At 74.4% G+C, this 26,559-nt stretch carries 19 protein-coding genes, 3 tRNA genes and 2 pseudogenes; 15 read left to right on the top strand and 9 right to left on the bottom strand.

Annotated elements, in window-relative coordinates; all coding sequences use genetic code 11:
• Nucleotides 1-814: 814 nt before the first annotated feature.
• The 4 genes and pseudogenes from OG823_RS22505 to OG823_RS22490 form a co-directional block, all read left to right on the top strand.
• Nucleotides 815-1,867, top strand: a pseudogene (locus OG823_RS22505) (helix-turn-helix domain-containing protein); the annotation flags it as partial.
• Between the two features lie 836 nt (nucleotides 1,868-2,703).
• The gene (gene orn / locus OG823_RS22500; protein ID WP_371481414.1) at nucleotides 2,704-3,306 is read left to right on the top strand and encodes an oligoribonuclease; all 603 of its coding nucleotides are present in this window, start codon (nucleotides 2,704-2,706) and stop codon (nucleotides 3,304-3,306) included.
• Between the two features lie 151 nt (nucleotides 3,307-3,457).
• Nucleotides 3,458-3,533 (top strand) — tRNA-His (locus OG823_RS22495).
• A gap of 450 nt (nucleotides 3,534-3,983) precedes the next feature.
• Nucleotides 3,984-4,430 (top strand): DUF4442 domain-containing protein, encoded by a 447-nt coding sequence (locus OG823_RS22490; RefSeq protein ID WP_371481413.1) that lies wholly within the window; start codon nucleotides 3,984-3,986, stop codon nucleotides 4,428-4,430.
• 267 nt (nucleotides 4,431-4,697) lie between these two features.
• On the opposite strand, the gene OG823_RS22485 is transcribed toward OG823_RS22490, so the two are convergent.
• Nucleotides 4,698-5,765, bottom strand: coding sequence for a LacI family DNA-binding transcriptional regulator (locus tag OG823_RS22485; RefSeq protein WP_371481412.1), 1,068 nt, complete (start codon nucleotides 5,763-5,765; stop codon nucleotides 4,698-4,700).
• Nucleotides 5,766-6,234: 469 nt separating this feature from the next.
• Between OG823_RS22485 and OG823_RS22480 the strand changes: the two genes are divergently transcribed.
• Both OG823_RS22480 and OG823_RS22475 read left to right on the top strand, forming a co-directional pair.
• Nucleotides 6,235-7,695 (top strand): GH1 family beta-glucosidase, encoded by a 1,461-nt coding sequence (locus OG823_RS22480; RefSeq protein ID WP_371481411.1) that lies wholly within the window; start codon nucleotides 6,235-6,237, stop codon nucleotides 7,693-7,695.
• A 128-nt stretch (nucleotides 7,696-7,823) separates the two neighbouring features.
• A complete protein-coding gene (locus OG823_RS22475) occupies nucleotides 7,824-8,789 on the top strand; it encodes a hypothetical protein (RefSeq protein ID WP_371481410.1) in 966 nt (321 codons plus the stop codon).
• A 148-nt stretch (nucleotides 8,790-8,937) separates the two neighbouring features.
• Here the strand turns inward: OG823_RS22475 and OG823_RS22470 are convergent, their stop codons facing one another.
• The 3 genes from OG823_RS22470 to OG823_RS22460 all read right to left on the bottom strand — a co-directional run bounded on the left by OG823_RS22470 (nucleotide 8,938) and on the right by OG823_RS22460 (nucleotide 11,201).
• Nucleotides 8,938-9,879 (bottom strand): spermidine synthase, encoded by a 942-nt coding sequence (locus tag OG823_RS22470; RefSeq protein ID WP_371481409.1) that lies wholly within the window; start codon nucleotides 9,877-9,879, stop codon nucleotides 8,938-8,940.
• Between the two features lie 212 nt (nucleotides 9,880-10,091).
• Entirely contained in the window at nucleotides 10,092-10,610 is a 519-nt protein-coding gene (locus OG823_RS22465) for a hypothetical protein (RefSeq protein WP_371481408.1), read from the bottom strand.
• Nucleotides 10,611-10,934: 324 nt separating this feature from the next.
• On the bottom strand, nucleotides 10,935-11,201 hold the full coding sequence (locus OG823_RS22460) for a hypothetical protein (protein WP_371481407.1): 267 nt from the start codon (nucleotides 11,199-11,201) through the stop codon (nucleotides 10,935-10,937).
• Here OG823_RS22460 and OG823_RS22455 point away from each other — a divergent pair.
• Nucleotides 11,200-12,621, top strand: coding sequence for a tetratricopeptide repeat protein (locus OG823_RS22455; RefSeq protein ID WP_371481406.1), 1,422 nt, complete (start codon nucleotides 11,200-11,202; stop codon nucleotides 12,619-12,621). The genes OG823_RS22460 and OG823_RS22455 overlap by 2 nt on opposite strands.
• A 165-nt stretch (nucleotides 12,622-12,786) precedes the next feature.
• Here OG823_RS22455 and OG823_RS22450 read toward each other — a convergent pair whose 3' ends face one another.
• Both OG823_RS22450 and OG823_RS22445 read right to left on the bottom strand, forming a co-directional pair.
• Nucleotides 12,787-13,437, bottom strand: coding sequence for a histidine phosphatase family protein (locus OG823_RS22450; RefSeq protein WP_371481405.1), 651 nt, complete (start codon nucleotides 13,435-13,437; stop codon nucleotides 12,787-12,789).
• Nucleotides 13,438-13,551: 114 nt separating this feature from the next.
• Nucleotides 13,552-14,472 carry an RNA polymerase sigma-70 factor gene (locus OG823_RS22445; RefSeq protein WP_371481404.1) on the bottom strand — a complete coding sequence of 307 codons (921 nt, stop codon included), beginning with the start codon at nucleotides 14,470-14,472 and terminating at the stop codon, nucleotides 13,552-13,554.
• A gap of 357 nt (nucleotides 14,473-14,829) precedes the next feature.
• Here OG823_RS22445 and OG823_RS22440 point away from each other — a divergent pair, with 357 nt between their 5' ends.
• The 6 genes and pseudogenes from OG823_RS22440 (at nucleotide 14,830) to OG823_RS22415 (ending at nucleotide 20,913) form a co-directional block, all read left to right on the top strand.
• Entirely contained in the window at nucleotides 14,830-16,032 is a 1,203-nt protein-coding gene (locus tag OG823_RS22440) for a hypothetical protein (protein ID WP_371481403.1), read from the top strand.
• A complete protein-coding gene (locus OG823_RS22435) occupies nucleotides 16,029-17,657 on the top strand; it encodes a hypothetical protein (protein ID WP_371481402.1) in 1,629 nt (542 codons plus the stop codon). Before OG823_RS22440 ends, OG823_RS22435 begins: the two co-directional genes overlap by 4 nt.
• Before the next feature lie 170 nt (nucleotides 17,658-17,827).
• Nucleotides 17,828-19,153 (top strand): AAA family ATPase, encoded by a 1,326-nt coding sequence (locus OG823_RS22430; RefSeq protein WP_371484608.1) that lies wholly within the window; start codon nucleotides 17,828-17,830, stop codon nucleotides 19,151-19,153.
• A 191-nt stretch (nucleotides 19,154-19,344) separates the two neighbouring features.
• On the top strand, nucleotides 19,345-19,755 hold the full coding sequence (locus tag OG823_RS22425; RefSeq protein WP_371481401.1) for a hypothetical protein: 411 nt from the start codon (nucleotides 19,345-19,347) through the stop codon (nucleotides 19,753-19,755).
• Nucleotides 19,756-19,995: 240 nt separating this feature from the next.
• Nucleotides 19,996-20,529 (top strand): annotated as a pseudogene (locus OG823_RS22420) (bifunctional DNA primase/polymerase); the annotation flags it as partial.
• 310 nt (nucleotides 20,530-20,839) lie between these two features.
• Nucleotides 20,840-20,913 (top strand) — tRNA-Lys (locus OG823_RS22415).
• A 71-nt stretch (nucleotides 20,914-20,984) separates the two neighbouring features.
• Here OG823_RS22415 and OG823_RS22410 read toward each other — a convergent pair.
• From OG823_RS22410 to OG823_RS22400, 3 genes are all read right to left on the bottom strand, one after another.
• A complete protein-coding gene (locus OG823_RS22410) occupies nucleotides 20,985-21,374 on the bottom strand; it encodes a DUF3291 domain-containing protein (protein ID WP_371481400.1) in 390 nt (129 codons plus the stop codon).
• A 373-nt stretch (nucleotides 21,375-21,747) separates the two neighbouring features.
• Nucleotides 21,748-23,424, bottom strand: a complete 1,677-nt coding sequence (gene pgi / locus OG823_RS22405) for a glucose-6-phosphate isomerase (RefSeq protein WP_371481399.1) — start codon at nucleotides 23,422-23,424, stop codon at nucleotides 21,748-21,750.
• A gap of 227 nt (nucleotides 23,425-23,651) precedes the next feature.
• On the bottom strand, nucleotides 23,652-25,232 hold the full coding sequence (locus OG823_RS22400; protein ID WP_371481398.1) for a Na+/H+ antiporter: 1,581 nt from the start codon (nucleotides 25,230-25,232) through the stop codon (nucleotides 23,652-23,654).
• A 179-nt stretch (nucleotides 25,233-25,411) separates the two neighbouring features.
• Here OG823_RS22400 and OG823_RS22395 point away from each other — a divergent pair, with 179 nt between their 5' ends.
• Both OG823_RS22395 and OG823_RS22390 read left to right on the top strand, forming a co-directional pair.
• The gene (locus OG823_RS22395; RefSeq protein ID WP_371481397.1) at nucleotides 25,412-26,320 is read left to right on the top strand and encodes an NADP-dependent oxidoreductase; all 909 of its coding nucleotides are present in this window, start codon (nucleotides 25,412-25,414) and stop codon (nucleotides 26,318-26,320) included.
• 71 nt (nucleotides 26,321-26,391) lie between these two features.
• Nucleotides 26,392-26,465 (top strand) — tRNA-Lys (locus OG823_RS22390).
• Nucleotides 26,466-26,559 lie beyond the last annotated feature (94 nt).

The following is a 26,559-nucleotide window of genomic DNA, read 5'->3' as shown; positions in this document are numbered from 1 at the left end:
GCCGATTTTCGGTCAATCTCGTGCGGGAGCATCCGGCTTGGGCAAAGTCGCAGCCCAGACCCGCCGACCGGGTCCAGCGAGGCGCGACGCCCGTGGACGGGCCCTGCGACAACAAGCCACCGTTGAACCTGCCCCCTTCCCAGAAGGGTCGACGGGTGCCACGCTTCGTGATCGAATGCATCACGCCAAATTGCCATGTCGACATAGCGTCGAATGGTGAACTTGTCACAACAGCAACGGTCCACCCAGTAGATTCGATCTTGGCCAGCAGTGCCGCAGCACCACACCACACCACCGAGGGGGCTTGAGCGCCTTGAGCAGGGTGAGCAGGAGCGACGCAGGTCCTGACAACGGCCAGGCCGTGGCCGGTCGCATGGATCAGGTGTCTAGAAAGAACGACACCTCAGCCTCCACTGCCGCCTCCCTCTCAGGAGCCGCCTCGCGCGCCGCCGAACAGGCACCGCGCGACCGTGAGGCCACCGAGGCCCTTCGAGCCACACCGGGCCGATCCGGCCACGGCGGACAGGCGCTGACGGTGGCGCAGGTCGCAGCTCACTCGCTCGCCACGGCGTTCCGGACCGCGGTTCAACCCTCCGGCCGCTCCGCACCGTCCGGTCCCACCTCGACGCAGGGCCACGGTCAGACCTCCGGCCCCTTCGCCGGTGTTCCCGCGGGCTCGTCCGCCGGAGCCGGCGCAGCGGTGACCGGTGGTCCGTCAGGCCCGATGACAGCGGCGGCGATGGCAGCCGCCGCGGCGGTGACCGGCCCGCCGGCGTCGGGCCTCTCGGTGGCCGGCCAGGCAGCCGCCGGCGCCCTGTCGGCCACACCGGCTTCGAGCACGGCGACGACGTCGGCCCCCGCGCTCTCGGGGTCGCCGCGCAAGCTCTCCGGGCGCCGGCGCCGCGAAACAGTGGCCGTACTGATCTTCGGGGGCGCACCGATCTTCGAGAGCTCGATCCCGCTCTCCGTCTTCGGCGTCGACCGGCAGGACGCCGGGGTGCCCCGCTACCGTCTGCTGGTCTGCGCCGGGGAGGACGGTCCCCTCCCCACCACCGGCGGTCTCACGCTGACGGCCCCGTACGGCCTGGAGGCGCTCTCCCGGGCCGGCACCATCGTCGTTCCGGCCTGGCGCTCGATCTCGCAGCCGCCGCCCGTGGAGGCCATCGCCGCCCTGCGCAAGGCGCACCACGAGGGCGCACGCATCATCGGCCTGTGCACCGGCGCCTTCGTCCTCGCCGCGGCCGGCCTGCTCGACGGCCGACCGGCCACCACCCACTGGATGTACGCGCCGACTCTGGCCAAGCGCTACCCGCGCGTGCACGTCGACCCCCGCGAACTCTTCGTGGACGACGGCGACGTGCTCACCTCGGCCGGCACCGCCGCCGGGATCGACCTCTGCCTGCACGTCGTCCGCAGCGACCACGGCGCCGAGGCCGCCAACGCGCTGGCCCGCCGCCTGGTGGTGCCCAGTCGGCGCAGCGGCGGCGGACAGGCCCAGTACATCGACCAGTCTTTACCTGAAGAGATCGGCAACGATCCGCTCGCCGAGGTGGTCACCTGGGCGCTGGAGAACCTCAACCAGCAGTTCGACGTCGAGGTGCTGGCGGCGCGTGCCTACATGAGCCGGCGCACCTTCGACCGCCGGTTCCGGACCCTCACCGGCAGCGCACCACTGCAGTGGCTGATCACTCAGCGGGTGCTGCAGGCCCAGCGCCTGCTGGAGACCTCGGAGCTGTCGGTGGACGACGTCGCGCGTCGGTGCGGCTTCCGCTCACCGGTGGCGCTGCGCGGCCACTTCCGTCGCCAGCTGGGCGTCTCCCCCGCGGCCTACCGGACGAGCTACCGGGCCCGGCGCCCCGGGACGGCGGGAGCGGCGCAGACCGCGCCGCAGCCGACCGAGCGCTTCCCCGGCTCACCGGGCGGGCCCTCGGGCCAGTTCGCGGCGTCCGGCCAGTTCGGGCAGGGCTGGCAGCCGGGCCAGAGCGGACCTGGCGGCCAGGGTGGCCAAGGTGCCCCCGGGCACTCGGCGGCCGCGGGCGGCACGGCCGGGCAGAGCCATGCCTCCGGACCGGGCGCCACGGGCCATCAGGCCCATGCTGGCGCCCAGCAGAGCGCGCCCCCGGGCCCGCACCAGGGGCAGCACACCCGCCAGCCGTACCAGCCCCATCCGGCGCAACCCGCGTCCGGCCGCGGCGGCGGCAGGCCGCTGGTGCCCTCCCAGGCCGGTCCCGCGGGTCCGCGGACTGCCCGGACGGTCGAGCACGCCCCGACCGAGGACGGCCAGCCCCAGCCGGGCGCCCGCGGGCAGGGAGCGGGCCAGGGCCACCGAGCGGGTCGCGGGCCGGCGGAGCGCGCGTCGTCCGACCGGTCCGCACCGGATCGCGGGACGACCCGTGCCCAGGGCGGCTCCGGCGCGCCGGGAATCCCGGCGACGCCGGCTCCGGGCACCGGCAGCCACTCCGGCGCGGGTCACCCCTCGCCCGGTCACCCCTCGCCCGGCCGCCCCGCCGACGGGCGCCTCGGGCGAACGAGCCGTGCCGACGACGATCACGGCATCAACGATCACAACGCCGAGGACCGCGGCCCGACGACCGACCGCGTGCCCTCGCCGGCCTCGCCGCCCGACGACGAGATCGGCGGCGCCACGTCCCGGACCGGCTCTCCGATGCCCGCGGCGCGTGATCGCGCCGTAGGGTGAGTGACGTGAATGACCGCTTGGTATGGATCGACTGTGAAATGACCGGGCTCGACCTCGACCGGGACGCCCTGGTGGAGGTCGCGGCGCTGGTGACGGACTCCGAGCTGAACATCCTCGGCGATGGCGTCGACGTCATCATCCGCCCGCCCGCCGAGGCCGTGGCGAACATGCCGGAGGTGGTGCGCACCATGCACACCTCCTCCGGTCTGCTGGACGAGCTGGAGAACGGGGTGACCCTGGCCGAGGCCGAGGCACTGGTGCTCGCGTACATCCGCGAGCACGTGCCGGAGGCCGGCAGGACCCCGCTCTGCGGGAACTCGGTGGCCACCGACCGGGGCTTCCTGGCTCGGGACATGCCCGCGCTCGAAGGGCACCTCCACTACCGGATCGTGGACGTCTCCTCGATCAAGGAGCTGTCCCGGCGCTGGTTCCCCCGGGCCTACTACAACAGCCCGCAGAAGGGCGGCAGCCACCGCGCTCTCGCCGACATCCGCGAGAGCATCGCCGAACTGCGCTACTACCGCGAGGCGGTGTTCGTCGAGCAGCCCGGGCCCGACACCGACACCGCGCGGGCGATCGCGGCCAAGTACCAGCTGCCCACCGAATGACCGGTTGCGCGAGGGACAGTCGCCGGCGGCGTCCACCCGCGCAACCGGCACCGCTCGGGCGGGCCCGGGGTGCGCTCGAAACCCTGGCGCGAGCACCCTTCCGGATCCTGTAGAGTTCTTCCTGTCGGAGCGGGAACGCCCCGGACAGATGGTGGGTGTAGCTCAGTTGGTAGAGCACCTGGTTGTGGTCCAGGTGGCCGCGGGTTCAAGTCCCGTCACTCACCCCAGAACATGAGGGCCCGATCTCTTCTTGAGGTCGGGCCCTCATGCGTTTCTGTCGTTCCGCCACGGAACCGGCGGAAGCCGCGCACTGCGCGAGCCCGCCTCGGCCCCGGCCATCCCGAGCCGGCCACCCGGCCCCGGCCAACCCGAGCCGATCCGCCCCGAGCCGATCCGCCCCGAGCCGCCGAGCGCCCGTGACCGGCTGCCCGCAGTCGGCGTCCCGTCGCCGATCACGGGCCGCCACCGCCACCCGGCCACGGCGCCCGACATCCGACATCCGCCGGCGCGCGACCGCCGGCGCGCGACTCCCGGATCACACCGTGTCCCGCACCACGGCCCGAACACCACGTCCGGCACACCACGTCCGGCACGCCATGCCCGGCATCCCGCGGCGGTCGACAGCCGGGCCGGACCCTGGACTGCCCCACGAAGCTACCCATTAGTAACATGACGGCATGACCACACCTTCGATCGGCCAGCTCCTCGACTCCACCGTGCCGATGGCGCGCACCCTCAAGCTCGAATACCTGGAGACCACCCCCGAGCGCGCCGTACTTCGGCTGCCGGACCAGCCCGACTACCACAACCACGTCGGCGGCCCGCATGCCGGCGCGATGTTCACCCTCGCCGAGTCGGCCAGCGGCTGCATCGTGCTGGGCGCGTTCTCCGACCAGCTGTCGCGTGCCGTGCCGCTCGCGGTGAGCGCGGAGATCGCCTACAAGAAGCTCGCGATGGGCGCGGTCACGGCGACGGCCGTCCTCGGCCGCCCGGCCGCCGACATCCTCGCCGAGCTGGACAAGGGCGAGCGCCCCGAGTTCCCCGTCACGGTCGAGATCACCCGGGCCGACGGCGCCGTGACCGGCGTCATGACGGTGGTGTGGACCCTGCGCCCCAACTCCTGACGCACGGTCGCTGTCGCCCCGAGCGGCGGGAACCACGCAACCCGACAGCGCGGCGACCGCACCGGGGGCGCGGCGAAGCGCTCCGGCGGCGAGCAGTGCGGCCGGTGCGGTCGCCGGCGGGAATCACCCGACCGGGACGGCGCGAGCAGCCGCCGACACACGGGAGGGCGTGTGCCGGTCCACCAGGACCGGCACACGCCCTCCCGAGGTGGCCTCACCCCCGCTCCCGCCTCCGGCAGTGGCGGGAGCGGGAGCGGGAGCAGCCCGTCAGGCCGAGTCCCGCACCACCAGCTCGGTGGCCAACACCACCTGCCGCCGTGCCCGCCCCCGCTCCGTGATCTCGTCGAGCAGCAACCTGGCCAGCGTGCGTCCCATCTCCTCGATGGGCTGGCGGACACTCGTCATCGGCGGGTCGGTGTGCCGGGCCACGATCGAGTCGTCGAACCCGATCACCGCGACCTGGTCCGGCACCCGCCGGCCGGCCGCACGCAGCTCCTGCATGGCACCGGCCGCCATCACGTCGGAGGCGCAGAAGACCGCGTCCAGTCCGGGGCGGCGCTCCAGGAGCTCACGCATCGCCAGCCGTCCGCCCTCCTCGGTGAAGTCGGCGAGCATGACCAGATCCTCGTCGTACGGGCGGCCGGCCTCCTCCAGCGCGGTCCGGTAGCCGCCGAGCCGGGCCCGGGCGACCTCCATGTCGAGCGGACCGGTGATGGTCGCGACCTGCTCGCAACCGCGCCGCAGCAGGTGCCGCACCGCCATCCGCGCGCCGCCCGCGTTGTCGGCGTGGACGTAGCTGAGCGGTTCCTGGTCGCCCCGGCGGCCGGCCAGCACCGAGGGGATCTCCAGGCTCTCCAGCAGACCGGGCAACGGGTCGTCCTGGTGCACGGCGACGAGCAGGACGCCGTCGACCCGTCCGGCCGTCAGATAGGCCGAAAGTCGATCCCGCTCACGCCGGTTGCGGACCAGGATCAGCAGCAGCTGCATGTCGGTCTCGGAGAGCTCGGCGGCGACGCCGCTGATGATGTCCGAGAAGTACGGCTCGGAGAAGAGCCGGGTCTCGGCCTCGGGGACGATCAGTGCGATCGAGTCCGTCCGCGAGGTGACCAGGGTGCGGGCGGCCCGGTTCGGGACGTAGCCCAGTTCGGTGATCGCGGTCTGGACGGCCTCCCGCGCCCGGTCGCTGACCCGGGGCGAGCCGTTGATCACCCGGGACACGGTGCCGCGACCGACCCCGGCGAGCGCGGCCACCTCCTCCAGGGTCGGGCGTGCCGAGCCGCGCCCACTCGCCCCGGAGTCGCCCGGCCCGGTGGGGCGCTGTGCGGTCTGGCTCATCGCTCACCTCGTGGAGAGATCATCCTCGGCCGGGCTTCGTCGCCCGGTTGCTGTTCAGTCCTGCTCATTGTGTCCGGTTTCCGTGCGTGGGGATCCACCCGGGCGGTCTCCGGTACCGCAGCCTGCGGTTTCGGTTGGCCCCGGCCCCGGGGCGGGCAGCCGGACCGGCCGGTGCCGGACCGCGGCCCCGAGGGCCGCCCCGCTCGGATCCGACCTCGTGTCTTGACACTCGCCCCTACGACAAAGGAACCTTTCGGCATGCACGATGGGAGCGCTCCCACACTCTAGTGGGCAATCCCACCTAGGAACAGCACCAAGCGCATCAGCTGCGGGTTCGCGGCCGGTGTGGTCAGAAGCCTGCCGTCCGGGCATGCCCCCGGGCGGCAGTTCCGGCGCCTTCGCCCAAGCGCCCGCACCGCCCCTGTACGTCAATCCGTTACTTTCGAACCTCATATGGGAGCGCTCCCGCATGACTGTCGTACCCGCACAGACCACCTCCGGACTCATCGCGGCTCCTCGGGCGGCCACGCCGGGCACCGCCTTCCCGGCCGGCTTCGCCTGGGGCGCCGCCACCGCCGCCTACCAGATCGAGGGGGGCGTCGCCGAGGGCGGTCGGACCCCGTCCATCTGGGACGTCTTCAGCCACACCCCCGGCAAGGTCGTCAACGGGGACACCGGGGACATCGCGGTCGACCACTTCCACCGCTTCCGCGACGACGTCCGGATGATGGCCGACCTCGGCCTGACGTCCTACCGCTTCTCGCTCTCCTGGCCCCGGATCCAGCCCACCGGCCGGGGGCCGGCGGTCGAGCGCGGTCTGGACTTCTACCGGGCCCTGACCGACGAGCTGCTCTCCCACGGCATCACCCCCGTCGCCACGCTCTACCACTGGGACCTCCCGCAGCACCTGGAGGACCTCGGCGGCTGGACGGTCCGCGACACCTCCTACCGCTTCGCCGACTACGCGGCACTCGCCGCCGAGGCGCTCGGGGACCGGATCGGCACCTGGACGACCCTCAACGAGCCCTGGTGCAGCGCTTTCCTCGGCTATGCCTCCGGCGTGCACGCCCCCGGGCGCACCTCCCCCGCCGACGCGCTCAAGGCCGCCCACCACCTCAACCTCGGCCACGGCCTGGCCGTCGGGGTCCTGCGCTCCGCCCTTCCGGCGAGCGCGCAGATCGCCGTCTCGCTCAACCTCCACCAGATCCGCCCGCTCACCGGGGACGCGTCGGACGCCGAGGCCGCCCGTCGGATCGACGCCGTCGGCAACCGCGTCTTCACCGACCCGATCCTGCGCGGCTCCTACCCGGCGGACCTGCTCGCCGACACCGCCCACCTGGTGGACTGGGACGCGCTGATCCGCCCCGAGGACCTCGCCGAGATCTCCCGTCCCATCGACCTCCTGGGGATCAACTACTACACGCCCACCGTCGTCTCCTCCTCGGAGAACGCCGAGCCCGCCCCCCGCAGCGAGGTGCACGGCGCCAGCGAGCACTCCCCCTGGCCCGGCGCGGACGACGTGGTCTTCCACCTCGCGCCCGGTGAGGTCACCGCGATGGGCTGGCCGATCGACGCGACCGGCCTGACCGACCTCCTGCTCGACGTCCACCGCGCCCACCCCGGCCTGCCGATGCTCGTCACCGAGAACGGCGCCGCCTTCGACGACGCGGTGGGCCCCGACGGCACCGTCGACGACGCCGACCGGGTCGCCTATCTGCACGACCACATCGGCGCGGTCGCCAGGGCGATCGAGGCCGGCGCGGACGTCCGCGGCTACTACCTGTGGTCCCTGATGGACAACTTCGAGTGGGCCTACGGGTACGAGAAGCGCTTCGGCGCCGTCCACGTCGACTACGAGACGCTCGCCCGTACGCCCAAGGCCAGCGCCAGGTGGTACTCCGAGGTGATCCGGCGCGGCGGACTCGCCTGACCGGCCTTCGGGCATCCGGCGGCCACCGGCTCGGCGCGGGGCCTGCAGGGCCCGGCCTCGCCGCGGGAGATGACTGTCCGTGACGGCGGGGCGTGACCTGACCTCCCGTTCGCTCGTTGTGCCCTCACGTGCGAGCCAATCACCCGACCCGTCCCGCGACCGCGGCCACCGTCCGACGTGACAGTGGCCGTCCGGAGCGCGGTTGGCTGCCCCGCCCCCGCTCGGTAGCGGCGGGCGGGGCACTGCTCGTCCAGCTCTGGAGCCTCGGCCTGAGCGCGACGCAGGCACAGGCCGCGGCCCTCGCCTCGGGTGGCGGCCCCGACTCCGTCGTCACCACCGCCCGGCCGAACGGCCCGACGACCGGTACGGCAACGGGCCCGGCTACGGCGACCGGTCCGACGACCGCCGGCCGGGGCACGACGGCGACCGCGCCGGAGCCCGCCTCCCGTCGGACCCCCCGGCAGGATCCCGGCGGCGCGGCCCCGGAGACCTCGTCCGGCCTGGTCGGCGAGCTGACGGCCGCCGTACCGGCGCTGGAGGACCCGGCCACCGCCACCGCGCCGGTCGACCACCTGCTGCAGGACCGTATCCGGGCCGGTGGTCTTCCGCTGCCGGGCCAGGGCAAGGCCGTCCCCGACGCGTTCGCGATCGCCTCCGTCCTGCAGCCCTCCGCACCTGCGGCCCCGCACGACGGCGAACCGCGCGCGTCCCGGGACGTCGGCGTCGAGGGCGCCGACCAGGCCGAACCGCCCGGCCGGAGCGGCGGCTCGGGTACGTCGGGGAGGTCGGAGGTGTCCGGCCTCCCGGCGCTGCCGGTGCCGGCGGGCACCGCCTCCCCCGACGCCCTGCCGGTGCCACCGACGACAGCCCGGTCGGCGGCCGACCGCGCGCCCGCCGCCGTGAACGCCGGGACGCCGCTCGTCCCCGCACAGCGGCGGCCCCCACCGGCGGCGGGCGTGCGGGCCGAGGCCGCCGCACCGGTCGCCGCGGCCGGCACGGGGGCGGGCGCCGCCGTGCTGGTCCCGATCGCGGCGGGTCTGCTGCTCACCGGCGCGGCGATGTACAAGCACCGCGGACTGCCCCGAGGGCACTGAAGCATCCGCCGACAACCCGTCCGGCTTGACCGGCCCGCCCCGCCCGACCCGGCCGGCGCCGACCCGCCGCAGGGCCGCAGGGCCGCAGGGCCGCAGCCCGTCGCTCCGCTTCGCGTCGCAGCAGCCTGAGCGGACCCCGTCGGTGGACTCAGTGGAAGACGCCCGGCGGCGGTTCGGGCGAGGGGCCACCGGTGGCGTCGGTGGCGGGGGCCGCCCCGGCGGTGAAGTCGGTCAGGGTCCGACCGCTCTCGACCCGGCCGAGAGCGGAGTCACCTGCCACCTTGCGGGTCAGTTCCGGGATCGGAAGCGGGTGGTGGGCGCCGGCCAGGATCAGGTTGCCGAAGCGCTTGCCCCGCAGCACGGCCGGGTCGGCGACCAGGCAGGTCTCGGGGAAGACGGCGGCCAGCGTCGCCACCTGGGCCCGGGCGAAGCGCAGCGCCGAGCCGTCGGCGATGTTGGCTGCGTACCAGCCACCGGCGGCCAGCGCGCGGGCGGCCAGCGCGACGAACTCGACGGTCGCGCAGTGCGCGGGCACCCGGGCGCCCGAGAAGACGTCCGCGATCACCAGGTCCACCACGCCCTCGGGTGTACGTTCCAGAACGGCACGTGCGTCGGCACCCCGCACCTTGATCTGCCAGCCGCGCTCCAAGGGCATTTCGGTGCGGACGAGTTCGGTGAGCGCGGAGTCGATCTCCGCGACCTGCTGACGGGATCTCGGACGGGTCGCCGCGACGTACCGGGCGAGGGTGAGGGCGCCGCCGCCGAGGTGCAGGACGGTGAGCGGGCGGCCGGCCGGAGCCACCAGATCGATCAGGTGGCCGAGGCGGCGCTGGTACTCGAAGCCCAGGTGGGTGGGGTCGGCGAGGTCGACCATGGACTGCGGGGCGCCGTCGAGCAGCAGTGACCAGGCCTGCGGACGATCCCGGTCCGGTACGAGCTCCGCCAGGCCCGAGTCGACGGGCCGGGCCAGCGGGCCCTGCGCGTGCGTCCGGCCGTCGGCGCCGGTGGCCGCGGCGTCCTCCGTCGCATCCTGCCCCTGGCTCCTGCCGGAGTTCTTGGCGGCCCTGCTGCTGCGTCCCATGCCGGCCATTATCGCCGTCGCAGCCGGGCGAGTCGCAGGTCAGGCGGGCGGCCGGCACCGGGCGGTCCCGCCCGGTACGCATCACCGCTACGCATCACCGCTTCCAAGGGACCCCGGCTGCGACACGACCCGGGAAGCGGTGGGGCCCGGGCCCGGCAGGCCCCGGCCCCCGGGGGGCCCGGAGTTCAGAACGGGCCCGGAGTTCAGAACGGAGCCAGGGTTCAGAACGGGCCGAGACCACCCGCGGTCAGCGTGCACGCTGCCTCGCAGAGGGCCGAGCGCAGGACCCACGGGTCGGTGGGGCGGGCGAGCGCCTCGGCTCCCGCCGGGGGCATCACCCAGCGCGGGTCGGCCGCGGGGAGAACCACGGCGCCGGCCGTACAGGAGCTGCCGGGCAGATGCCAGCCCAGGGCCGTTCCGGCGGGGACGAGGAAGGAGACGGTGGTGCCGGTGGCGCTCTGCAGGGCCGCGCCGCAGGCCCGGCGCAGACGCAGGATGTCCACCGCCTCCAGGCCGTGGCGCATGGAGACGGTGACGGTGTCGTAGCAGGCGGCCGCGGGCGGAGCGGCGGGTGGCGAACCGGGGAGGTCGGACTGTTCGGACGGCCTGGACCGGCGCACCGGAGCGCCGCCCGCACGGACGGACCGGTCCTCGGTGGTTTCGGGCACCAGGGCGGGCACTGTGCCCGAAAGCACTCGTCCGGCGGCCGGGTGGTGGTACTGCGGCACTCCGGTGGCCATCTGGGGCCCTCCTGTCACCTCGTCAGATCGGAAGCGTCACCGCCGGGCAGCGTGGGGGCGCCGTCCCGTTCGGCGGCGGCCCGCGACGGCCCGGCTTCCGCGTATCAGGACAACGCGAGGAGGATGCTCCAGGCTACGGGGCGGCTTACAGCAAGCCATGGCATTTCATGGCAGAACTCGGCAATGATGCCCGATATCAACCGAATTGGCAGTACATCATCCGAGAACTCGCGGTACTCGACCGGTGACTCCCGGTACTGTCGTCGCAACGCCGCCGGGCCACCTCCGCCCCACCGGACCCGGCCGTGACCGTCATCACCGGCGTCACGCCCCACCGATCGCACCCACCGGTGCCACCGACCACCCGGCGCCACCGACCGACCCGCACCACGACCCACCCGGTGCCACGTTCCACGGGTGCCCGCCCCATCGGCAAGCACCCGACCCACCGAGCACCACCGCCACCGCACCACCGAAGACCCGCAGCACCCGCAGCACCCGCAGCACCCGCAGCACCCGCAGCACCCGGCACGGACAGCAGACAGTACCGCCGCCGAACCGTACGGCCACGCACGACACGGAGGCCAGCATGGCAGCCACCAGACCGGCCGCGCCGGACCGCCCCGCGCCCAACCACGCGATGCGCGAACTGCGCGGCGACCTCTCCCCCGGGGAGTTCGCCACCGCCGTTCGCCGTGCCGCCCGTGAGATCGGCGAGCACGTCTCCTGCGACGCGCGCTACGTCGGCCGGGTCGAGGCGGGCGAGATCCGCTGCCCCAATTACGCGTACGAGCGGGTCTTCCGCCACATGTGGCCCGGTCGCTCGCTGCAGGAGCTGGGCTTCGCCCCCCGCGAGGCCGTGCGCCGCCGGGAGGCCCTGCGCCGCCCGGCGGAGGCCGGCGGCGGCCGCGTGGTGCCGGCGGCCGTGCCCTGGTGGCCCGACGATTCGCATCATCCCGACGAGGAGAACGACGACGTGCGTCGCCGTACGTTCCTGAGCGGCGGCCCGACCGCCCTGGCGACCGTGATCGGCCTGGACCGGCCGGCCACCGCCGCACCCCCCGCAAGCCGACTGCCCCGGTACGCCGGATCCGCGCCACAGCCCCGCAAGGTCGGCGCCGCCGAGGTCGAGGGCGTCGAACAGGCCGTGCGCGACATCCGGCTGCTGGACGACGTACACGGCGCGGACACCCTGTTCGAGCTGGCCGGGCAGTCCCTGCGGACCGCCTACGTCCTGCTCAACGACGGCGAGTACAGCTCGGCCACCGAGCGCCGGCTGCAGGCGGGCGCCGGCGAGCTGGCCATCTCGGTCGGCTGGCTGGCGCACGACTCCAACCGGCTGGCCGAGGCCCGGTCCTTCTACTCCGAGGCACTCGCCACCGCGCGGATGGCCGACGACAGCGCGCTGGAGGCCCACGTCTTCTGCAACAGCGCCTTCCTGGCGCGTGACGCCGGGCGTCCCCGTGAGGCACTGCGCGCCGCGCAGGCCGGGCAGAGCGCCGCCCGCCGGCTGGACTCCGAACGACTGCTGTCCCTGCTGGCGATGCGCGAGGCGGGCGGCTGGGCGCTGCTGCGGGACCGTGCGGCCTGCGAGCGGGCGCTGGCCCGCGCGTACACGCTCTTCGAGCGGGGCGAGTCCGAGGCGGATCCGGAGTGGATGTCCTTCTACGGGGAGGCGGAGATCGCCGGTCTGGAATCCCAGTGCTGGTCCGCCCTCGGTGACTGGGACCGCGCCAGTGAGCAGGCCGGGCGGGCCATAGCGCTGCAGGAGCCGCACTTCGTGCGCAACCGTGCGCTCTACACCGCCGAACTGGCCCACGACCGGCTCGGCCGGGGCGACCTGGCCGGGGCGGGCAGCCACGGCCACGCGGCGGTTGATCTGCTCGGCGAGGTCCGCTCCGCCCGGATCCGCGCGATGCTGGCGGACACGGCCACCCGGCTGCGCAGCCACCGTTCGGTGCCCGAGGTCGGCGGGTTCCTCTCCGCGTACGACCTCGCGTCGGTGGCCTGAACCTGCACCGACGACACCCGCACCACTCCCGCACCGTCGCCCGGCCGCGCACTCCACCCGGCCGTGCACCTTCACCCGCCCGGGCCGCCGGGGCCGCCCGGGGCCGCCGCGCCGACCGCCCCCGAGCGGGGCGGGACGGAGCAGCGGCCCGGCGGTTGAGCCGGCTCAGCCCGTGAGCGCCTCCAGGTGACTCACGTCGTTCCAGACCTCGACGGCCGGCAGTCCGTACTCCCAGGAGAGGACGCAGAGCGCGGCCGTGCCCAGCTTGAGCCGCTGGCCGAACTCGGGCGGCAGGCCGAGCCAGCGCGCGGTGAAAATGCGCAGCAGGTGGCCGTGGGCGAAGAGCACCACGTCACGGTCGGCGCAGTGCATGGTGGTGGTCTCGGGGTGCGGCGTGCCATGCTCGGAGTTGATCTCCGCGATGAAGCCGTCCACCCGGGCGGCCACCTCTCCGAGCTTCTCCCCGCCCGGTACGCCGTCGCGCCAGATCAGCCAGCCCGGGTGATCGGTGGCCCGGATGTCCGGTCCGGTCCGGCCCTCGTACTGTCCGTAGTCCCACTCCAGCAGCTCGGGCCGCTCCACGGCGCGGTCGCCGAAGCCGGCCAGCTCGCAGGTCTCCCTGGCGCGACTCAGCGGACTGGTGAAGACCCGCGCGTCGGGCAGCCCGTTCCAGGGCGCCCTGGCCAGCCGTTCGCCGAGTGCCCGGGCCATCGCCCGGCCCTCCTCGGTGAGCGGGATGTCGGTGCGACCGGTGTGGCGGCCGGTGGCCGACCAGTCGGTCTCACCGTGCCGGACGAGCACGATTCGGGCGGGCATGGGAACTCCTTGCAACGGACGGTGACAGCGGCCGGTCTCACCATCGAGCACCGGTCTCCATGATCCCCCATCCGGTGGTTCCCTTCACGGGCTGTCCCCCTGCGGCCGCTCCGGTCACGGCTCCTGTCTCTCCCCGGTCGCCTCGCGTCGGAGCGCCCAGGCGTCCGCAACCGGGCCCAGGTGACCGAGCTTGTCGGGGTTGATCACCGAGCGGACCGTCCGGATCCGCCCGTCGAGCACGTCCAGCGCCCAGGCGTTGATCACCCTGTGGTCCCGGTCGCGGAAGATCGCGCCCGGCCGGCCGTTCACCTCCCGCGGCTCCACGGACACGTCGATCCGCGCGCTCAGGCCGAAGAACATGGTCAGCACCCGGGCCACCCGGTCGGCGCCGACGATGCGCGCGGCCAGCTGCGGGGCCTTGCCGCCGCCGTCACCGACCACCTGGACGTCGGCGGCGAGCAGATCCCGCAGGCCGTCGACGTCGCCCTCCCGCAGGGCGTCGAAGAACCGCGCCGCCAGCTCCTCCCGCTCCCGGCGGTCCGCCTCGAACCGGGGACGTCCCGCCTCCATGTGACGCCGTGCCCGCACCGCGAGCTGGCGGCACGCCGGCTCCGAACGCCCCACCGCCGAGGCCACCTCGGGGAAGCCGAACCCGAACACCTCCCGCAGCACGAAGACCGCCCGCTCCAGCGGGCTGAGCCGCTCCAGCAGCAGCAGAGCGGCCATCGACAGCGAATCGGCCAGCTCCGCCGAACGCGCCGGATCCTGGTAGGGGTCGCTGAGCAGCGGCTCGGGCAACCAGGGCCCCACGTACTCCTCCCGTCGGACGCGGGCCGACCGCAGGACGTCGATCGCGATCCTGGTGACCACGGCCGCGAGGAACGCCTTGGTCGAGACCGGACGGGTCCGGGTGGCGCCGAAACGCAGCCAGGTCTCCTGGACCGCGTCCTCGGCGTCGCTCACGCTGCCGAGGATCCGGTAGGCGATCGAGAACAGCAGCGGCCGCAGCTCCTCGAACTCCTCGGCCCGGGGCATGCCGGCCCCTCCGCCACTCCCGCCTGCCGCCAACACCCGCATGAGCTTCACCTTCCGGATTCGAGGACGTCTCCCCGGAAGTGGGACGAGACAGCCGGGCGTTCTGTGACACGGGGCGGCGGTCCGGGAGAATTCCGCCCGCCGGTCCTGGTGGCCGCGCCGCACATCGGACCAGGTCGAAGCCGCGTCGACCCCGGACAACGAACCCGGCATCGGACCCGGACAACGGACCCGGCATCGGACCCGGACAACGGACCCGGACAACGGGCGGTAACGCCGTCGACGGGCGCCGCACACCGTCGTGGGCGGGGTTGTCGACCCGGGTTGTCGGACCGGGATGCAACACTGGGCCGCACCATGAACGTCTCGCTCATCGGGCCCTCCGAGCCGCTCGCGCAGCGCCTCGCCGAGCTGCGCGGCCCGGCGCCGCAGCGCAGCCTGAACGCCCGCGCCCTCGCCGCGCTCGCCGCCAACCCGGGGTGCCGCCGCCGCGCCGTGCTCGACGCCGCCGGGGTGGACAAGTCCGCCCTGGCCCACCGGCTGGGCCGCCCCGCGCCGTTCGGCCAGTCGCCGTTCGCGATCGCGCGCGGCACCATCTTCGAGGCCCGGCTGAAGGCCGACGACTACGCCGCGCTGCTGGAGCCCCTGCGGCTCCATCTCGGCCTTCCCCCCGAGGGCGCCACGCCCCCGACGGTGCCGGATCTGCTGCACCGCTCGGGTCCGGCGGTCCGGGCCGAGCGTACGGCGGCGGCGCTGGCCGAGGCTGCCGCCGATCCGGACGCCTGGACGCTGCTGGACCACCCGATGCTGCGGCTCACGGTGGCCGGCGGTCCGGCCTACCTGGAGCCGGACGCCGTGGTGGTGCACGGCGGGCGGTGCACGGTGGTGGAGATCAAGTCCTTCCCGGTGCTGGACGGCGGCGCCGATCCGGCCAAGGTGGGTGCGGCGGCCCGGCAGGCCGCCGTCTACGTGCTGGCGCTCCAGGACGCCGCCGCGGCGGCGGCCGGCGCGACGGCCGCCGCGGGGCCGTACACGGAGCAGGACCTTCCCGGCAGTCCGGAGCTGAGCGTGCTGCTGGTCTGCCCGAAGGACTTCGGCAACCGGCCGACCGCGGTCCCCGTGGACGTCCGGCGCGAGCTTGCGACGACGCGCCGTCAGCTCGCCCGGATGACCGGCGTGGAGCAACTGCTCGACGCGCTCCCCCCGGGTACCAGCTTCGACCTGGCGCCCGATCAGGCGGGCCTGCCCACCCGCCCGGCGGGCGAGTTGACCGAGGCGGTCGAGAGCGTCCCCGCCGCCTACAGCCCGGACTGTCTCTCCACCTGCGAGCTGGGATTCCACTGCCGCGCACAGGCCCGCTGCGAGGATCGCGTGGAGCAGTTGGGCCGGGGCGTCCGCGGCGAACTGGGCAGCATCCGTACGGTGGCCGAGGCGCTGAAGGCCGCCGAGGCCCCCGCGCCGCAGGGCGACGGCTCCGACGCCGAGGCCGACGAGGCGGCCGCCCGGCTCTCGTACGCGGCGGCGCTGCGCGCCGAGGCGCTGGGCGGGTGCACCGGATGAGCCTGCTCGGGACGCTCGCCCGGCTGGAGGCCGTCCGCAGCGGTCGGGCCGAGCCGCTGGCGACCGTGGGGCACCGCCGGATCAGCGACCGGCCGATGGTGGTCGTGCCGTTGACGGCGGCCGGCGAGTCGGGGGCGCCGCTGGCGGTGCTGCTCGGCACCGACCGCGAGGCGCCGCGCCTGCACGTCGTGCCGCAGCCGCTGAACCGTACCCTGCGGTTCGACTTCCTGGCCGCGTTCGCGGCCGACCTGCTGCCGTACCTGGAGTCGTTCGGCGCCGACGTGGAGCAGATCGAGGGCTCCGAGAAGGATCCGGAGACCGGTGAGAAGACCCAGATCTTCCGGGAGCTCTGCACGGACGCCCCGCAGCTGATCGTGCCGAACAGCGCCGGCCTGCACCATCTGGCGCTGCTCGGCCGCTCCACCAGGTTCCGCCGCACGATCGAGGACGCCGACCCCGGGCCCTACCCCGCACCGGCCCGGGTGCCGCTGCTGGGCCGCTGGCTGACGCATCTCACCGAGCGCGCCCAGGTGCCGGGCTCCAGCCTGCTGCTGCCGATGACCGGGCTGCTCTCCCGGCACTGGGCCACCGGCCAGAGCCACTTGGAGGACCAGCACCTGGCGGCCCGGCTCGCCTGGCACTCGCCGCCGGCCGGCCTGGGCGGCGCCGAGGCCGCCGAGCTGGCCGAGACGGCGCGGGACGCGGACGGTCTGCTGCTGCACCCGCCGGCCGGCCCGGTCACCGACCCGCGCTTCGACGAGCTGGTGCTCGCCCCGGCGATCGCCCGGTACGACGCCGCCGTCGCCGCCCTGCGGCACGCCGGGTCGGACGGGCCCGGCGGTGGCGAGGAGCGGGCCCGGTCGCGGCTCAAGGAGGCCCTCGACCAGGTGCACACCGCGCTGGCGGGTGTCCTGCTCCCCACCTGGCGGGACGTCTGGGCCGGGCTCGACCTGATGCGCTCGCTGCCGCCCGCCGCCCACCTGGAGGAGCGCTGGACGGGCGACCGCTGGTCGTACACCGGCCACCGCGACCGGCTGGCGGCCGGCGAGCCGCCGCAGCCCCGGCAGGACGACGCCGTCACGGCCGCCCGCAAGCTGGCCCAGCGCGAGCGGGAGCAGGTGAAGGTCGAGGTCCAGGAGGCGCTGGACGACCCGCTGGCGATGGCCGAGCGCCGACTCGCCGGGGAGGCGTTCACCGGCCGGGTGGTCGACGTGACACCTGACTGGGACACCTCCGGGCGCTCGCCCAAGCCCCGGCCGCTGGTGACCGTGCTGACCCCCGACCGCCCGCACGCCGACCTCGGCCGCGAGGTGCACCGGGCACACGCCGCGACGTCGCAACGGGCCGTGGTCACCGAGGTGGACCCGCGGGCGGGGACGGTCACGGTGCGGGTGACGTCCGGCATGGGGCGCAGGAAGGAGCCGGATCCGGGCAGCCTGCCCGAACCGGGCGAGCAGGTGACCTTCACCCTCTTCGAACTGACGGCCCGCCAGTCCGCCCCGCTGCCCGAGCCGGACGACACCCCGTGGACGCACGGCGGGCCGCCCGGTGCCGACCGGGCGCCGGCCGCCCCGGCCGCCCCGGCCGGCACCGTCGCCGCCTTCAGCACCGAGGACTGGGAGTGACCGGCACCGTGACCGCACCGCAGGACGCCGCCGACGACGGCCCGGGCCGCACCCGGCCGACCGGACGGACAGCCGCGCCGGCCGCCGGCCCGACCCGTGCCGGGGGCGGGGGCGGGGGCGGGGGCGGTGCCCCGGACCTCGGACCGACACCCGGCGCGGCAGCCGACGCCGTGCTGACGCGGATCCTGGACGCCACCGTCCGGCCGGCCGTGGGCGCCCCGCGCGGCGTGGTGGTCGACTCTCCGCCGGGGGCAGGCAAGTCCACCCTGGTGGTGCGGGCCGCCCGGGAGCTGGTCGGCGCCGGCGAGCGGCTGATGATCGTCGCCCAGACCAACAACCAGGTGGACGACCTGGTGGACCGGCTCGCCGAGAAGGCCCCGGATCTCACCATCGGCCGCCTGCACGCGGGCGACTCCCGCCCGGCGGCGCAGGCGCTGCGGCACGCCAACGTGACGGCCGCCGACAAGGTCGCCGACCTGGCCGAGCTCGATGTGGTGATCTCGACCTCCGCCAAGTGGCAGTGGGTGAACACCGAGACGCCGTGGCGGCACGCCATCGTCGACGAGGCCTACCAGATGCGCTCGGACGCGCTGCTGGCCGTGGCCCGGTTGTTCGAACGGGCGCTGTTCGTCGGCGACCCGGGCCAGCTGGACCCGTTCACCGTGGTCGGCACCGAGCAGTGGGCCGGGCTGAGCTACGACCCCTCGAACAGTGCCGTCGTCACGCTGCTCGCGCACAATCCGCAGATCGAGCCCCACCGCCTGCCGGTCTCCTGGCGGCTGCCGGCCAGTGCCGCACCGCTGATCTCGGCGGCGTTCTACCCGTACACACCGTTCCGCGCGGGCACCGGCCCGGACGATCGCACGCTCACCCTCGACGGCAGGGCCGAGCGCACCGGCCCGCACGGCGCGGTGGACGCCGCGATCGACGAGGCGGCGGAGCACGGCTGGTCGCTGCTGGAGCTGCCCGCCCGGCACACCGTCCGGACCGACCCCCAGGCGGTGGCCGTGGTCGCGGCCACCGTGCGCCGGCTGCTGGACCGGGGGCTGACCGCGCACTCGGAGCAGGGCTCCACACCGTTGTCGGCCGACCGGATCGCGGTCGGAACCGCCCACCGGGACCAGGCGGCGGCCGTGCGCGCCGCGCTGGCCGGGTCGGGTGTACCGGTGGACCCGGCGGCCGGCCCGGCCGTCACGGTCGACACCGCGAACCGGCTGCAGGGCCGCGAGTACGACGTCACGGTGGTCCTGCACCCGCTCTCCGGGCGCCCGGACGCGACGGCCTTCCACCTGGAGACCGGCCGGCTCTGCGTGCTGGCCTCCCGGCACCGGCACGCGTGCATCGTGGTGGCCCGCGCGGGCATCGCCGAACTGCTGGACGAGCACCCGGCGACCGAGCCGGTGCAGCTGGGCGTGCCGGTACGGTTCCCGGACGGCTGGGAGGCCCACCACGCCGTGCTGGCCCGGCTGCACGAGCACCGGGTGGCGGTGCGCTGACGCCGGCCCACGGCCCGGTCGAACCGGACCGCCGGGCGGGGCACCGACGGCCTTGCGCGCCGGTCAGTGCACCACCCCGGCGCACGCGGCGGGAATAGCGCCCGTGGTCACACCGTTCCGCTAGCGACCGGCGCCGGGGGACAATGGACGGCGCCCGCGTCCCGCCCTCGCCACCCCGGAGGTGTCCACCCATGCCCGACTCCCACGCACGGCCGTCCGACCCGAGCGGCTCCCCCGCGCCGGACGGCCCGGGCCAGGGCACCCCCGAGCCGCCCGCACGCCGGCTGCGCCCGGCGCAGCTGCTATTCGAGCCGCAGGCCGCCGAGCCCGAGCCGGAGCGCTTCTTCGACCTGGAGTCCATCGACGACCCGGCCGAGCTGCTGCGCCGCTCCACCGAGCTGGCGATCGCCTTCCGGGCCGCCGCCGACCGTGCGACCGACTTCCAGGCCGTGGCCGCCGCCCAGCTCGCGGACACCCGCCGCTTCGACGCGCTCTCGGCCGTCGAGATCGCGGCCCGCGCGGACTGGACGCCGGACTACGCGGAGAAGATGGTCGAATACGGGCGCGGCCTGCTCCGCCCGCGGCGCCACGGCGAGGGCTGAGCGCCGGACGCCGCCCGCACCGGCGACCCGCACCACCGGCCCCGCCCGGCCGACTCCGTACGACACCCTGCCGACCAACCCTGCCGACCAACCCTCCCGACCGGCCGTCCCGGCGCGGGCCGGCGCCGTTCGCTCGCCCGTGGCATATGCGCAGGGCAGGGTACGCCGCGCCGCCCCGCCCTGTCCGGCAAACCGCTCTTTCCCTCTCGGTCATCCACGCGACACTCCAGGCTGCTCCTCGTGGACATCTGGACCTATCAATCCGTCGAGTACGTCACGGTGGCCGGGGAGGCCTGGCTGGCGTCGGCCAGCGAGTACCCGCGCAGCATGCGCGCCCTGTGGCAGTCACGGCCCTGGGCGCCCTCGGTCCTGCCCTGCGGGCGAGCCTTCGACGTCATCAGCATGCCGTCCCTGTTCGGCCGCAAGGTGCTGGACGAGCTGTGGACCTCCGGCCCGGGGTGCGGCCCGGTCGCGACCTTCCGGGGCCGGACCCTGCTCTTCGCCCAGCCCGGCGCCGGCCCTCGGCTGCGGACCCTGCTCGCCTGGGAGGAGTGGGCACGCGACGTGCCGCCGCTGCTCTGCCACGGACTGGGCGACGCGGTGACGATCCCGCCGGTGCAACGGATGGTCAGCGCCCCGCAGTCGCCGGGTCAGGGCTCCGGCCGCTGGATCGTCGCTCCGGACTCGCGGGAGCCGTGGCTGCCGGGTGCGGCCGTCCTGCTCTGGGCCTGCGTCCGGGCCGCCCGGGAGCAGGGCGATGCCTCCCCCGTGCCGGACGCCGCACCGAACACCGTGCCGGGCGCAGCACCGAACACCGTGCCGGACGCCGCACCGAACACCGTGCCGGGCGCAGCACCGGGCGTCGGATGCCCGGCCGCGCCGACGGCCGCGCTCCCGGCGGGCCCCGGCGCCTGCGCCGAACGCTCGCGCCGAGGCGCGCTCCACCGAGCGCAGAGCGCGCAGACGTCCAGGTCGGGCCACCTCCAACCGCTCCCGTCCGCCTGAGCGCGGCGCCCGCGCGGGGCGAGCGGTATTCGATTTTGGCCGCGCCCCGGGCCGCTGCTACAGTTTTCTCTGTCAGCAGGCGCCGCTAGCTCAGTTGGTTAGAGCAGCTGACTCTTAATCAGCGGGTCCGGGGTTCGAGTCCCTGGCGGCGCACAGACGGATTCAGGGCCTTCCCATCACGTTGGGGAGGCCCTGAGTCGTTCCCGGAGCGGGCCGGTCCGACATCAGGACCGCTGCGCCAGACGCCGTCTGGCCTCCGGCCAGGCGATCGGCAGTTCCTCGGCGCCGGCCTCCCAGAACGTGAAGACGGAGTCCTTCATGACCCCGCGCAGCGAGGTCATGATCGAGCGGTGCGGCTCGGCCCGTACGTAGGCGTCGAGCGCCGCGCGGTCCTCCCAGGCGGAGAGCGTCCAGAAGGTGCGCCGGAGCGGCTGGGCGATCAGGGAGGCGCCGACGGCGCCGGGGGCGGTGCGGAGCTGGCGCCAGGCGGCGAGCGACTTCACGAAGAACCGGGGCACCTCGCGCAGGGTGCGGACCTCCAGGCGGGAGGCCATCACCAGCACGCGGGTGTGGGGGCCGGGCGGGTTGGGCGTGGTCCAGGGCAGTGTGGGCACGGCGGTCACAGCCTCTCGGCGGTTCGGCGGCGGAGCCGGGGTCGGCGGAGCCGGGGTCGGCGGAGCCGGGGTCGGCGGAGCCGGGGTCGGCGGAGCCGGGGTCGGCGGAGCCGGGGTCGGCGGAGCCGGGGTCGGCGGAGCCGGGGTCGGCGGAGCCGGGGTCGGCGGAGCCGGGGTCGGCGGAGCCGGGGTCGGCGGAGCCGGGGTCGGCGGAGCCGGGGTCGGCGGAGCCGGGGTCGGCGGAGCCGGGGTCGGCGGAGCCAGGGTCGGCGGAGCCAGGACTCCATAATAGACACCGATGCTATCCGGTATCCATATGAGGGGCCGGAAAAGGCCCCCGCCGCCGCGGGGGCCCTTCCGGGTGCCGTCCGGCTCAGCGGCCGCGCAGCGAGCGGTAACGGGCGACCAGTTCGGCGGTGGAGCTGTCCAGCGCCTCGGTGCCCTCGCCGGTCAGCAGCACCGGCTCGATCCGCTTGGCGAGCACCTTGCCCAGCTCCACACCCCACTGGTCGAAGGAGTCGATGTTCCAGATGGCGCCCTGGACGAACACCTTGTGCTCGTACAGCGCGACCAGCTGGCCGAGCACCGACGGGGTCAGCGAGCCGGCCAGGATGGTGGTGGTCGGGTGGTTGCCCTTGAAGGACTTGTGCGGCACCAGCTCGGCGGGCACGCCCTCGGCCGCGACCTCCTCGGGCGTCTTGCCGAAGGCCAGCGCCTGGGTCTGCGCGAAGAAGTTGGCGAGCAGCAGGTCGTGCTGGGCGACCAGACCCGGCAGCAGGTCGGCGACCGGCTCGGCGAAGCCGATGAAGTCCGCCGGGATGACCTTGGTGCCCTGGTGCAGCAGCTGGTAGTAGGCGTGCTGGCCGTTGGTGCCGGGGGTGCCCCAGACCACCGGGCCGGTCTGCCAGCTGACGGGGTTTCCGTCCCGGTCCACCGACTTGCCGTTGGACTCCATGTCCAGCTGCTGGAGGTAGGCGGTGAACTTCGAGAGGTAGTGCGAGTACGGCAGTACGGCATGCGCCTGCGCGTCGAAGAACGCGCCGTACCAGACCCCGAGCAGGCCGAGCAGCAGCGGGACATTCTCCTCCGGCGGGGCGGTGCGGAAGTGCTCGTCGACCAGGTGGAAGCCGTCCAGCATCTCGCGGAACTGCTCCGGGCCGATCGCGATCATCAGCGAGAGGCCGATCGCGGAGTCGTAGGAGTACCGGCCGCCGACCCAGTCCCAGAACTCGAACATGTTGGCGACGTCGATACCGAAGTCCGCCACGCCCTCGGCGTTGGTGGAGAGCGCCACGAAGTGCTTGGCCACCGCGTCGGTGTCCGCCCGCAGCTCCGTGAGCAGCCAGTCGCGCGCCGAGGTGGCGTTGGTGATGGTCTCGATCGTGGTGAAGGTCTTGGAGGCGACGATGAAGAGCGTCTCGGCGGCGTCCAGGTCGCGGACGGCCTCGTGCAGGTCGGCGCCGTCCACGTTGGACACGAAGCGGACGTCCAGGTCACGGGCGGTGTAGGCGCGCAGCACCTCGTAGGCCATCGCGGGGCCGAGGTCGGAGCCGCCGATGCCGATGTTGACCACAGTGCGGATCCGCTTGCCGGTGTGGCCCTTCCACTCGCCGGAGCGGACCTTGTCGGCGAAGACGCCCATCGTGTCGAGCACGGCGTGCACGGCCGGCACCACGTTCTCGCCGTCGACCTCGACGACGGCGCCGCGCGGGGCGCGCAGCGCGGTGTGCAGGACGGCGCGGTCCTCGGTGGTGTTGATCTTCTCGCCGCGGAACATGGCGTCCCGCAGCCCGGCGACGCCGGTGGCCTCGGCGAGCGAGCGCAGCAGGGTGAGGGTCTCGTCCGTCACCAGCTGCTTCGCGTAGTCCACGTGCAGGTCCCCGACCTGCAGGGTGTAGCGGCGGCCGCGCTCGGGGTCGGCGGCGAAGAGTTCGCGCAGGTGCGTCTCGCCGAGTTCCGCCCGGTGCTTGCCGAGGGCCGCCCACTGCGGGGTGCGGTCCAGCGGGGTGCGGCCCTTGGCGGGCCCCGGGGCGGCGTCCAGTTCCGACATCGGAATGCTCCTCGATTCATCTGGGTGCAGATACCGGCAGGGCCCAGCGGGAGGGTCGCGCGTGGTCCGGCGGTACGAGTGGTGCGCCGACTCCGTTGACGGGCTGCCCGGGCGACAGCCTATGCAACGTCACGGGGCGGTGCGTACATTGCCGACCCCCGGCGTGCGGGAGTCGCCGCCGCGCCGCCCTGCGGCCACCCGGGTGCCACCGGGCGGACGGGCCCGCGTCAGGTCCGCTCGGAGCGCAGGTCGAGGCCGCGCATCACCTGGTCGACCAGTTCGGGGTCGGCCCCGGGCTCGCTGCGGGCGGCGAGCATCTCCCGCCGGGAGGCGGCGATCATCTCCTGTTCGACCACGTGGGCGGCGCGCCACTGCGAGGCGCGCACCCGGGCCTCGGCCGCGACCTCCTCCGCGTAGTTCTCCGGGCAGAGCCGGGCGAGCCGGGAGTGCTGACGGTCACGGAGCTTCTCGGCGATCTCGACGGACAGCTTCTCCTGCTCCTCCAGTTCGCTGAGCCGCTCCAGCCCGGCCTTGGCCGCCCGCCACCACAGCTGCCGCACGGCCTGCTCGTGGGCGTCGTGGTCGGCGTCCAGCCGCAGGTACTTCACCAGCAGCGGCAGCGAGAGGCCCTGGACCAGGAGGGTGAAGAGCACCACGCCGAAGGCGATGAACACCAGCCGGCCGCGCTCGGGGAACGGCTCGCCGGAGTGCAGCGTGAGCGGGATGGCCAGGGACAGCGCGACGGTCGCCACCCCGCGCATCCCGGACCACCAGAGCACCACGCTCTCCTGCCAGCTGATCGGCGTGTCCTCCTCGCCGGAGTTGAGCCGTTTGGAGAGCCAGCCGGCCGGCAGCAGCCACAGCAGCCGCACCACGACGACCACCGCGATCACCACCGCGGCGTCCCCGAGCATGCTGGTCCAGCCGCGGCCGGCCTCCTTGAGGACGGTGGCCAGCTCCAGCCCGATCAGGCCGAACGCCACGCCGGTGATCAGGATCTCGACGATCTCCCAGAACGCGTTGCCGACCAGGCGGTAGGCCACCTCGTCGGCGTCGGCCGCCCGGTCCGCCAGGTAGAGGGCGCAGACCACGACGGCGAGCACGCCGGAGCCGTGGATCTCCTCGGCGAGGGCGTAGGCGGCGAACGGCACCAGCAGGTTGAGCGCGACCTGCTGGGTGGGGTCGTCCAGCATGCCGGCGAGCTTGCTGTTGAGCCAGCCGAGGCCGATGCCGACGACCACCGCGAGCACGGCGGACAGGACGAAGCGCAGCACCGCGTGCTCCGCCGAGAAGTCCCCCGAGACCACCGCGTCGATGGCCAGCGAGTAGATCACGATGGCGGTGACGTCGTTGAACAGTCCCTCGCTCTCCAGGACGGAGACCAGTCGGCGCGGCAGCCCGACGGCGCCGGCCACCGCGACGGCGGCGACCGGGTCGGGCGGGGAGACCAGCGCGCCGACCGCGACGGCGGCGGCCACCGGAAGTGCGGGCACCAGCCAGTGCACGGCGCCGGCCACGGCGACCGTGGTGAGCACGACCAGGCCCACCGCGAGCAGCAGGATGGAGCGGATGTTGGCCCGGAAGTACCGCACCGAGGAACGCCGGGCGACGGCGAAGATCAGCGGCGGCAGCACCAGCGGCAGGATCAGCTCCGGCTCGATCGCGATGTCGGGGATCTGCGGCACCAGGGCCATCACGATCCCGAGCACGGTCATCAGGACGGGTTGCGGCACTTTGGTCCGGCGCGCCAGCGGGATGGTCACCACCGAGGCGAGCAGCACCAGGAAGAGCAGGGGCAGCTGGCCCACGAGGCGGTCCTCTCGGCGTTCGTCTTCGCCGGGGCCGGCCCGGCTGGGTGGGGCCCGACCCCGCGCCAGAATAAGTCGGACAATGTGCTCATCCTGGCATGACACGCCGATGGGCCTTGACTTCAAGTCCGCTTCACCTTTCACCATGGCGGGGACAACCCGACGACAGGAGAACAGCCGTGAAGGCAGTGACCGTCCCCGAGTTCGGCGACCCCGAAGTCCTTTCGGTGACCGAGGTGGCCACTCCTGCTCCGGCCCCCGGTGAGGTGCGGGTCAGGGTCCGCGCGGCCGGGCTGCAGCCGGCCGACCTCGCCGTCCGCGACGGCTGGACCCCGCCCGGCGCCACCGTCGAACTTCCGGTGGTCCTCGGCAACGAGTTCGCCGGGGTGGTCGACCGGCTCGGCGCGGGCGCCTCCGGCTGGAGGACCGGTGACGAGGTGCTCGGCTTCCGGCTGTTCGGCGGTCATGCCGAGTACGTCACGGTGGACTGCGCCCAGCTGGTCGCCAAGCCCGCCGGCATGCCCTGGGAGCAGGCCGGCTCGCTCTCCGCCTCCGGCCAGACCGCGCACGTGGCCCTGAGCGGACTGAAGGTCGGGCCGGGTGACACCGTCCTGGTGCACGGCGCGGCCGGTGGGGTAGGCACCGTCGCCGTCCAGCTCGCCCGCGCCTGGGGAGCGACCGTGATCGGCACCGCGAGCGAGCGCAACCACGACTACCTGCGCGGGCTGGGCGCCGTCCCGGTGACGTACGGCCCTGGACTGGCCGACCGGGTCCGCGCGCTGGCCCCGGGGGGCGTGGACGCGGCGCTGGACGCGGCCGGGCGCGGCGCGCTGGACGCCTCCGTCGAGCTGGTCGCCGACCGCGACCGGATCGGCACCGTCACCGACTTCCGGGCCGCCCGGCGGCTGGGCGTCCAGATGCTGCGCGGCCCCCGTACGGCCGCCCGGCTGGCGGAGCTGACCGCCCTCTGGGAGGCCGGCGGCCTGCGCCTGGAGGTCGCCGGGACCTTCCCGCTGGAGCGTGCCGCGGACGCCCACCGCCTGGTCGCCGGCGGCCACGTCCGCGGCAAGGTGGTACTCACTCCCTGACCCGCCGGTCCGCTCCGGTACGGATTGGCGGATTCCGCCGCTGACCAGGTAATGTTCTCCGGGTCAGACAGGCGCCGCTAGCTCAGTTGGTTAGAGCAGCTGACTCTTAATCAGCGGGTCCGGGGTTCGAGTCCCTGGCGGCGCACAGACGGTCGGAGGGCCCCTCGCGAGAGCGAGGGGCCCTCCGACTTTTCCGGCTCTTTCGGCGGCCCCCGCTCGGCGTCCCCCCTCGGCGGCCC

Source organism: Kitasatospora sp. NBC_00315 (assembly GCF_041435095.1).
In the GTDB taxonomy this organism is placed as follows: domain Bacteria; phylum Actinomycetota; class Actinomycetes; order Streptomycetales; family Streptomycetaceae; genus Kitasatospora.
This window is presented reverse-complemented; position numbering and strand designations above follow the sequence as displayed.

What these genes read in the sequence shown, in the direction of transcription:
- OG823_RS22490 (WP_371481413.1), top strand. Translation starts at nt 3,984, where the DNA reads ATGACCACACCTTCGATCGGCCAGCTCCTCGACTCCACCGTGCCGATG.
- OG823_RS22485 (WP_371481412.1), bottom strand. Translation starts at nt 5,765, where the DNA reads ATGAGCCAGACCGCACAGCGCCCCACCGGGCCGGGCGACTCCGGGGCG.
- OG823_RS22480 (WP_371481411.1), top strand. Translation starts at nt 6,235, where the DNA reads ATGACTGTCGTACCCGCACAGACCACCTCCGGACTCATCGCGGCTCCT.
- OG823_RS22470 (WP_371481409.1), bottom strand. Translation starts at nt 9,879, where the DNA reads ATGGCCGGCATGGGACGCAGCAGCAGGGCCGCCAAGAACTCCGGCAGG.
- OG823_RS22465 (WP_371481408.1), bottom strand. Translation starts at nt 10,610, where the DNA reads ATGGCCACCGGAGTGCCGCAGTACCACCACCCGGCCGCCGGACGAGTG.
- OG823_RS22455 (WP_371481406.1), top strand. Translation starts at nt 11,200, where the DNA reads ATGGCAGCCACCAGACCGGCCGCGCCGGACCGCCCCGCGCCCAACCAC.
- OG823_RS22460 (WP_371481407.1), bottom strand. Translation starts at nt 11,201, where the DNA reads ATGCTGGCCTCCGTGTCGTGCGTGGCCGTACGGTTCGGCGGCGGTACT.
- OG823_RS22450 (WP_371481405.1), bottom strand. Translation starts at nt 13,437, where the DNA reads ATGCCCGCCCGAATCGTGCTCGTCCGGCACGGTGAGACCGACTGGTCG.
- OG823_RS22445 (WP_371481404.1), bottom strand. Translation starts at nt 14,472, where the DNA reads ATGCCCCGGGCCGAGGAGTTCGAGGAGCTGCGGCCGCTGCTGTTCTCG.
- OG823_RS22440 (WP_371481403.1), top strand. Translation starts at nt 14,830, where the DNA reads ATGAACGTCTCGCTCATCGGGCCCTCCGAGCCGCTCGCGCAGCGCCTC.
- OG823_RS22435 (WP_371481402.1), top strand. Translation starts at nt 16,029, where the DNA reads ATGAGCCTGCTCGGGACGCTCGCCCGGCTGGAGGCCGTCCGCAGCGGT.
- OG823_RS22425 (WP_371481401.1), top strand. Translation starts at nt 19,345, where the DNA reads ATGCCCGACTCCCACGCACGGCCGTCCGACCCGAGCGGCTCCCCCGCG.
- pgi (WP_371481399.1), bottom strand. Translation starts at nt 23,424, where the DNA reads ATGTCGGAACTGGACGCCGCCCCGGGGCCCGCCAAGGGCCGCACCCCG.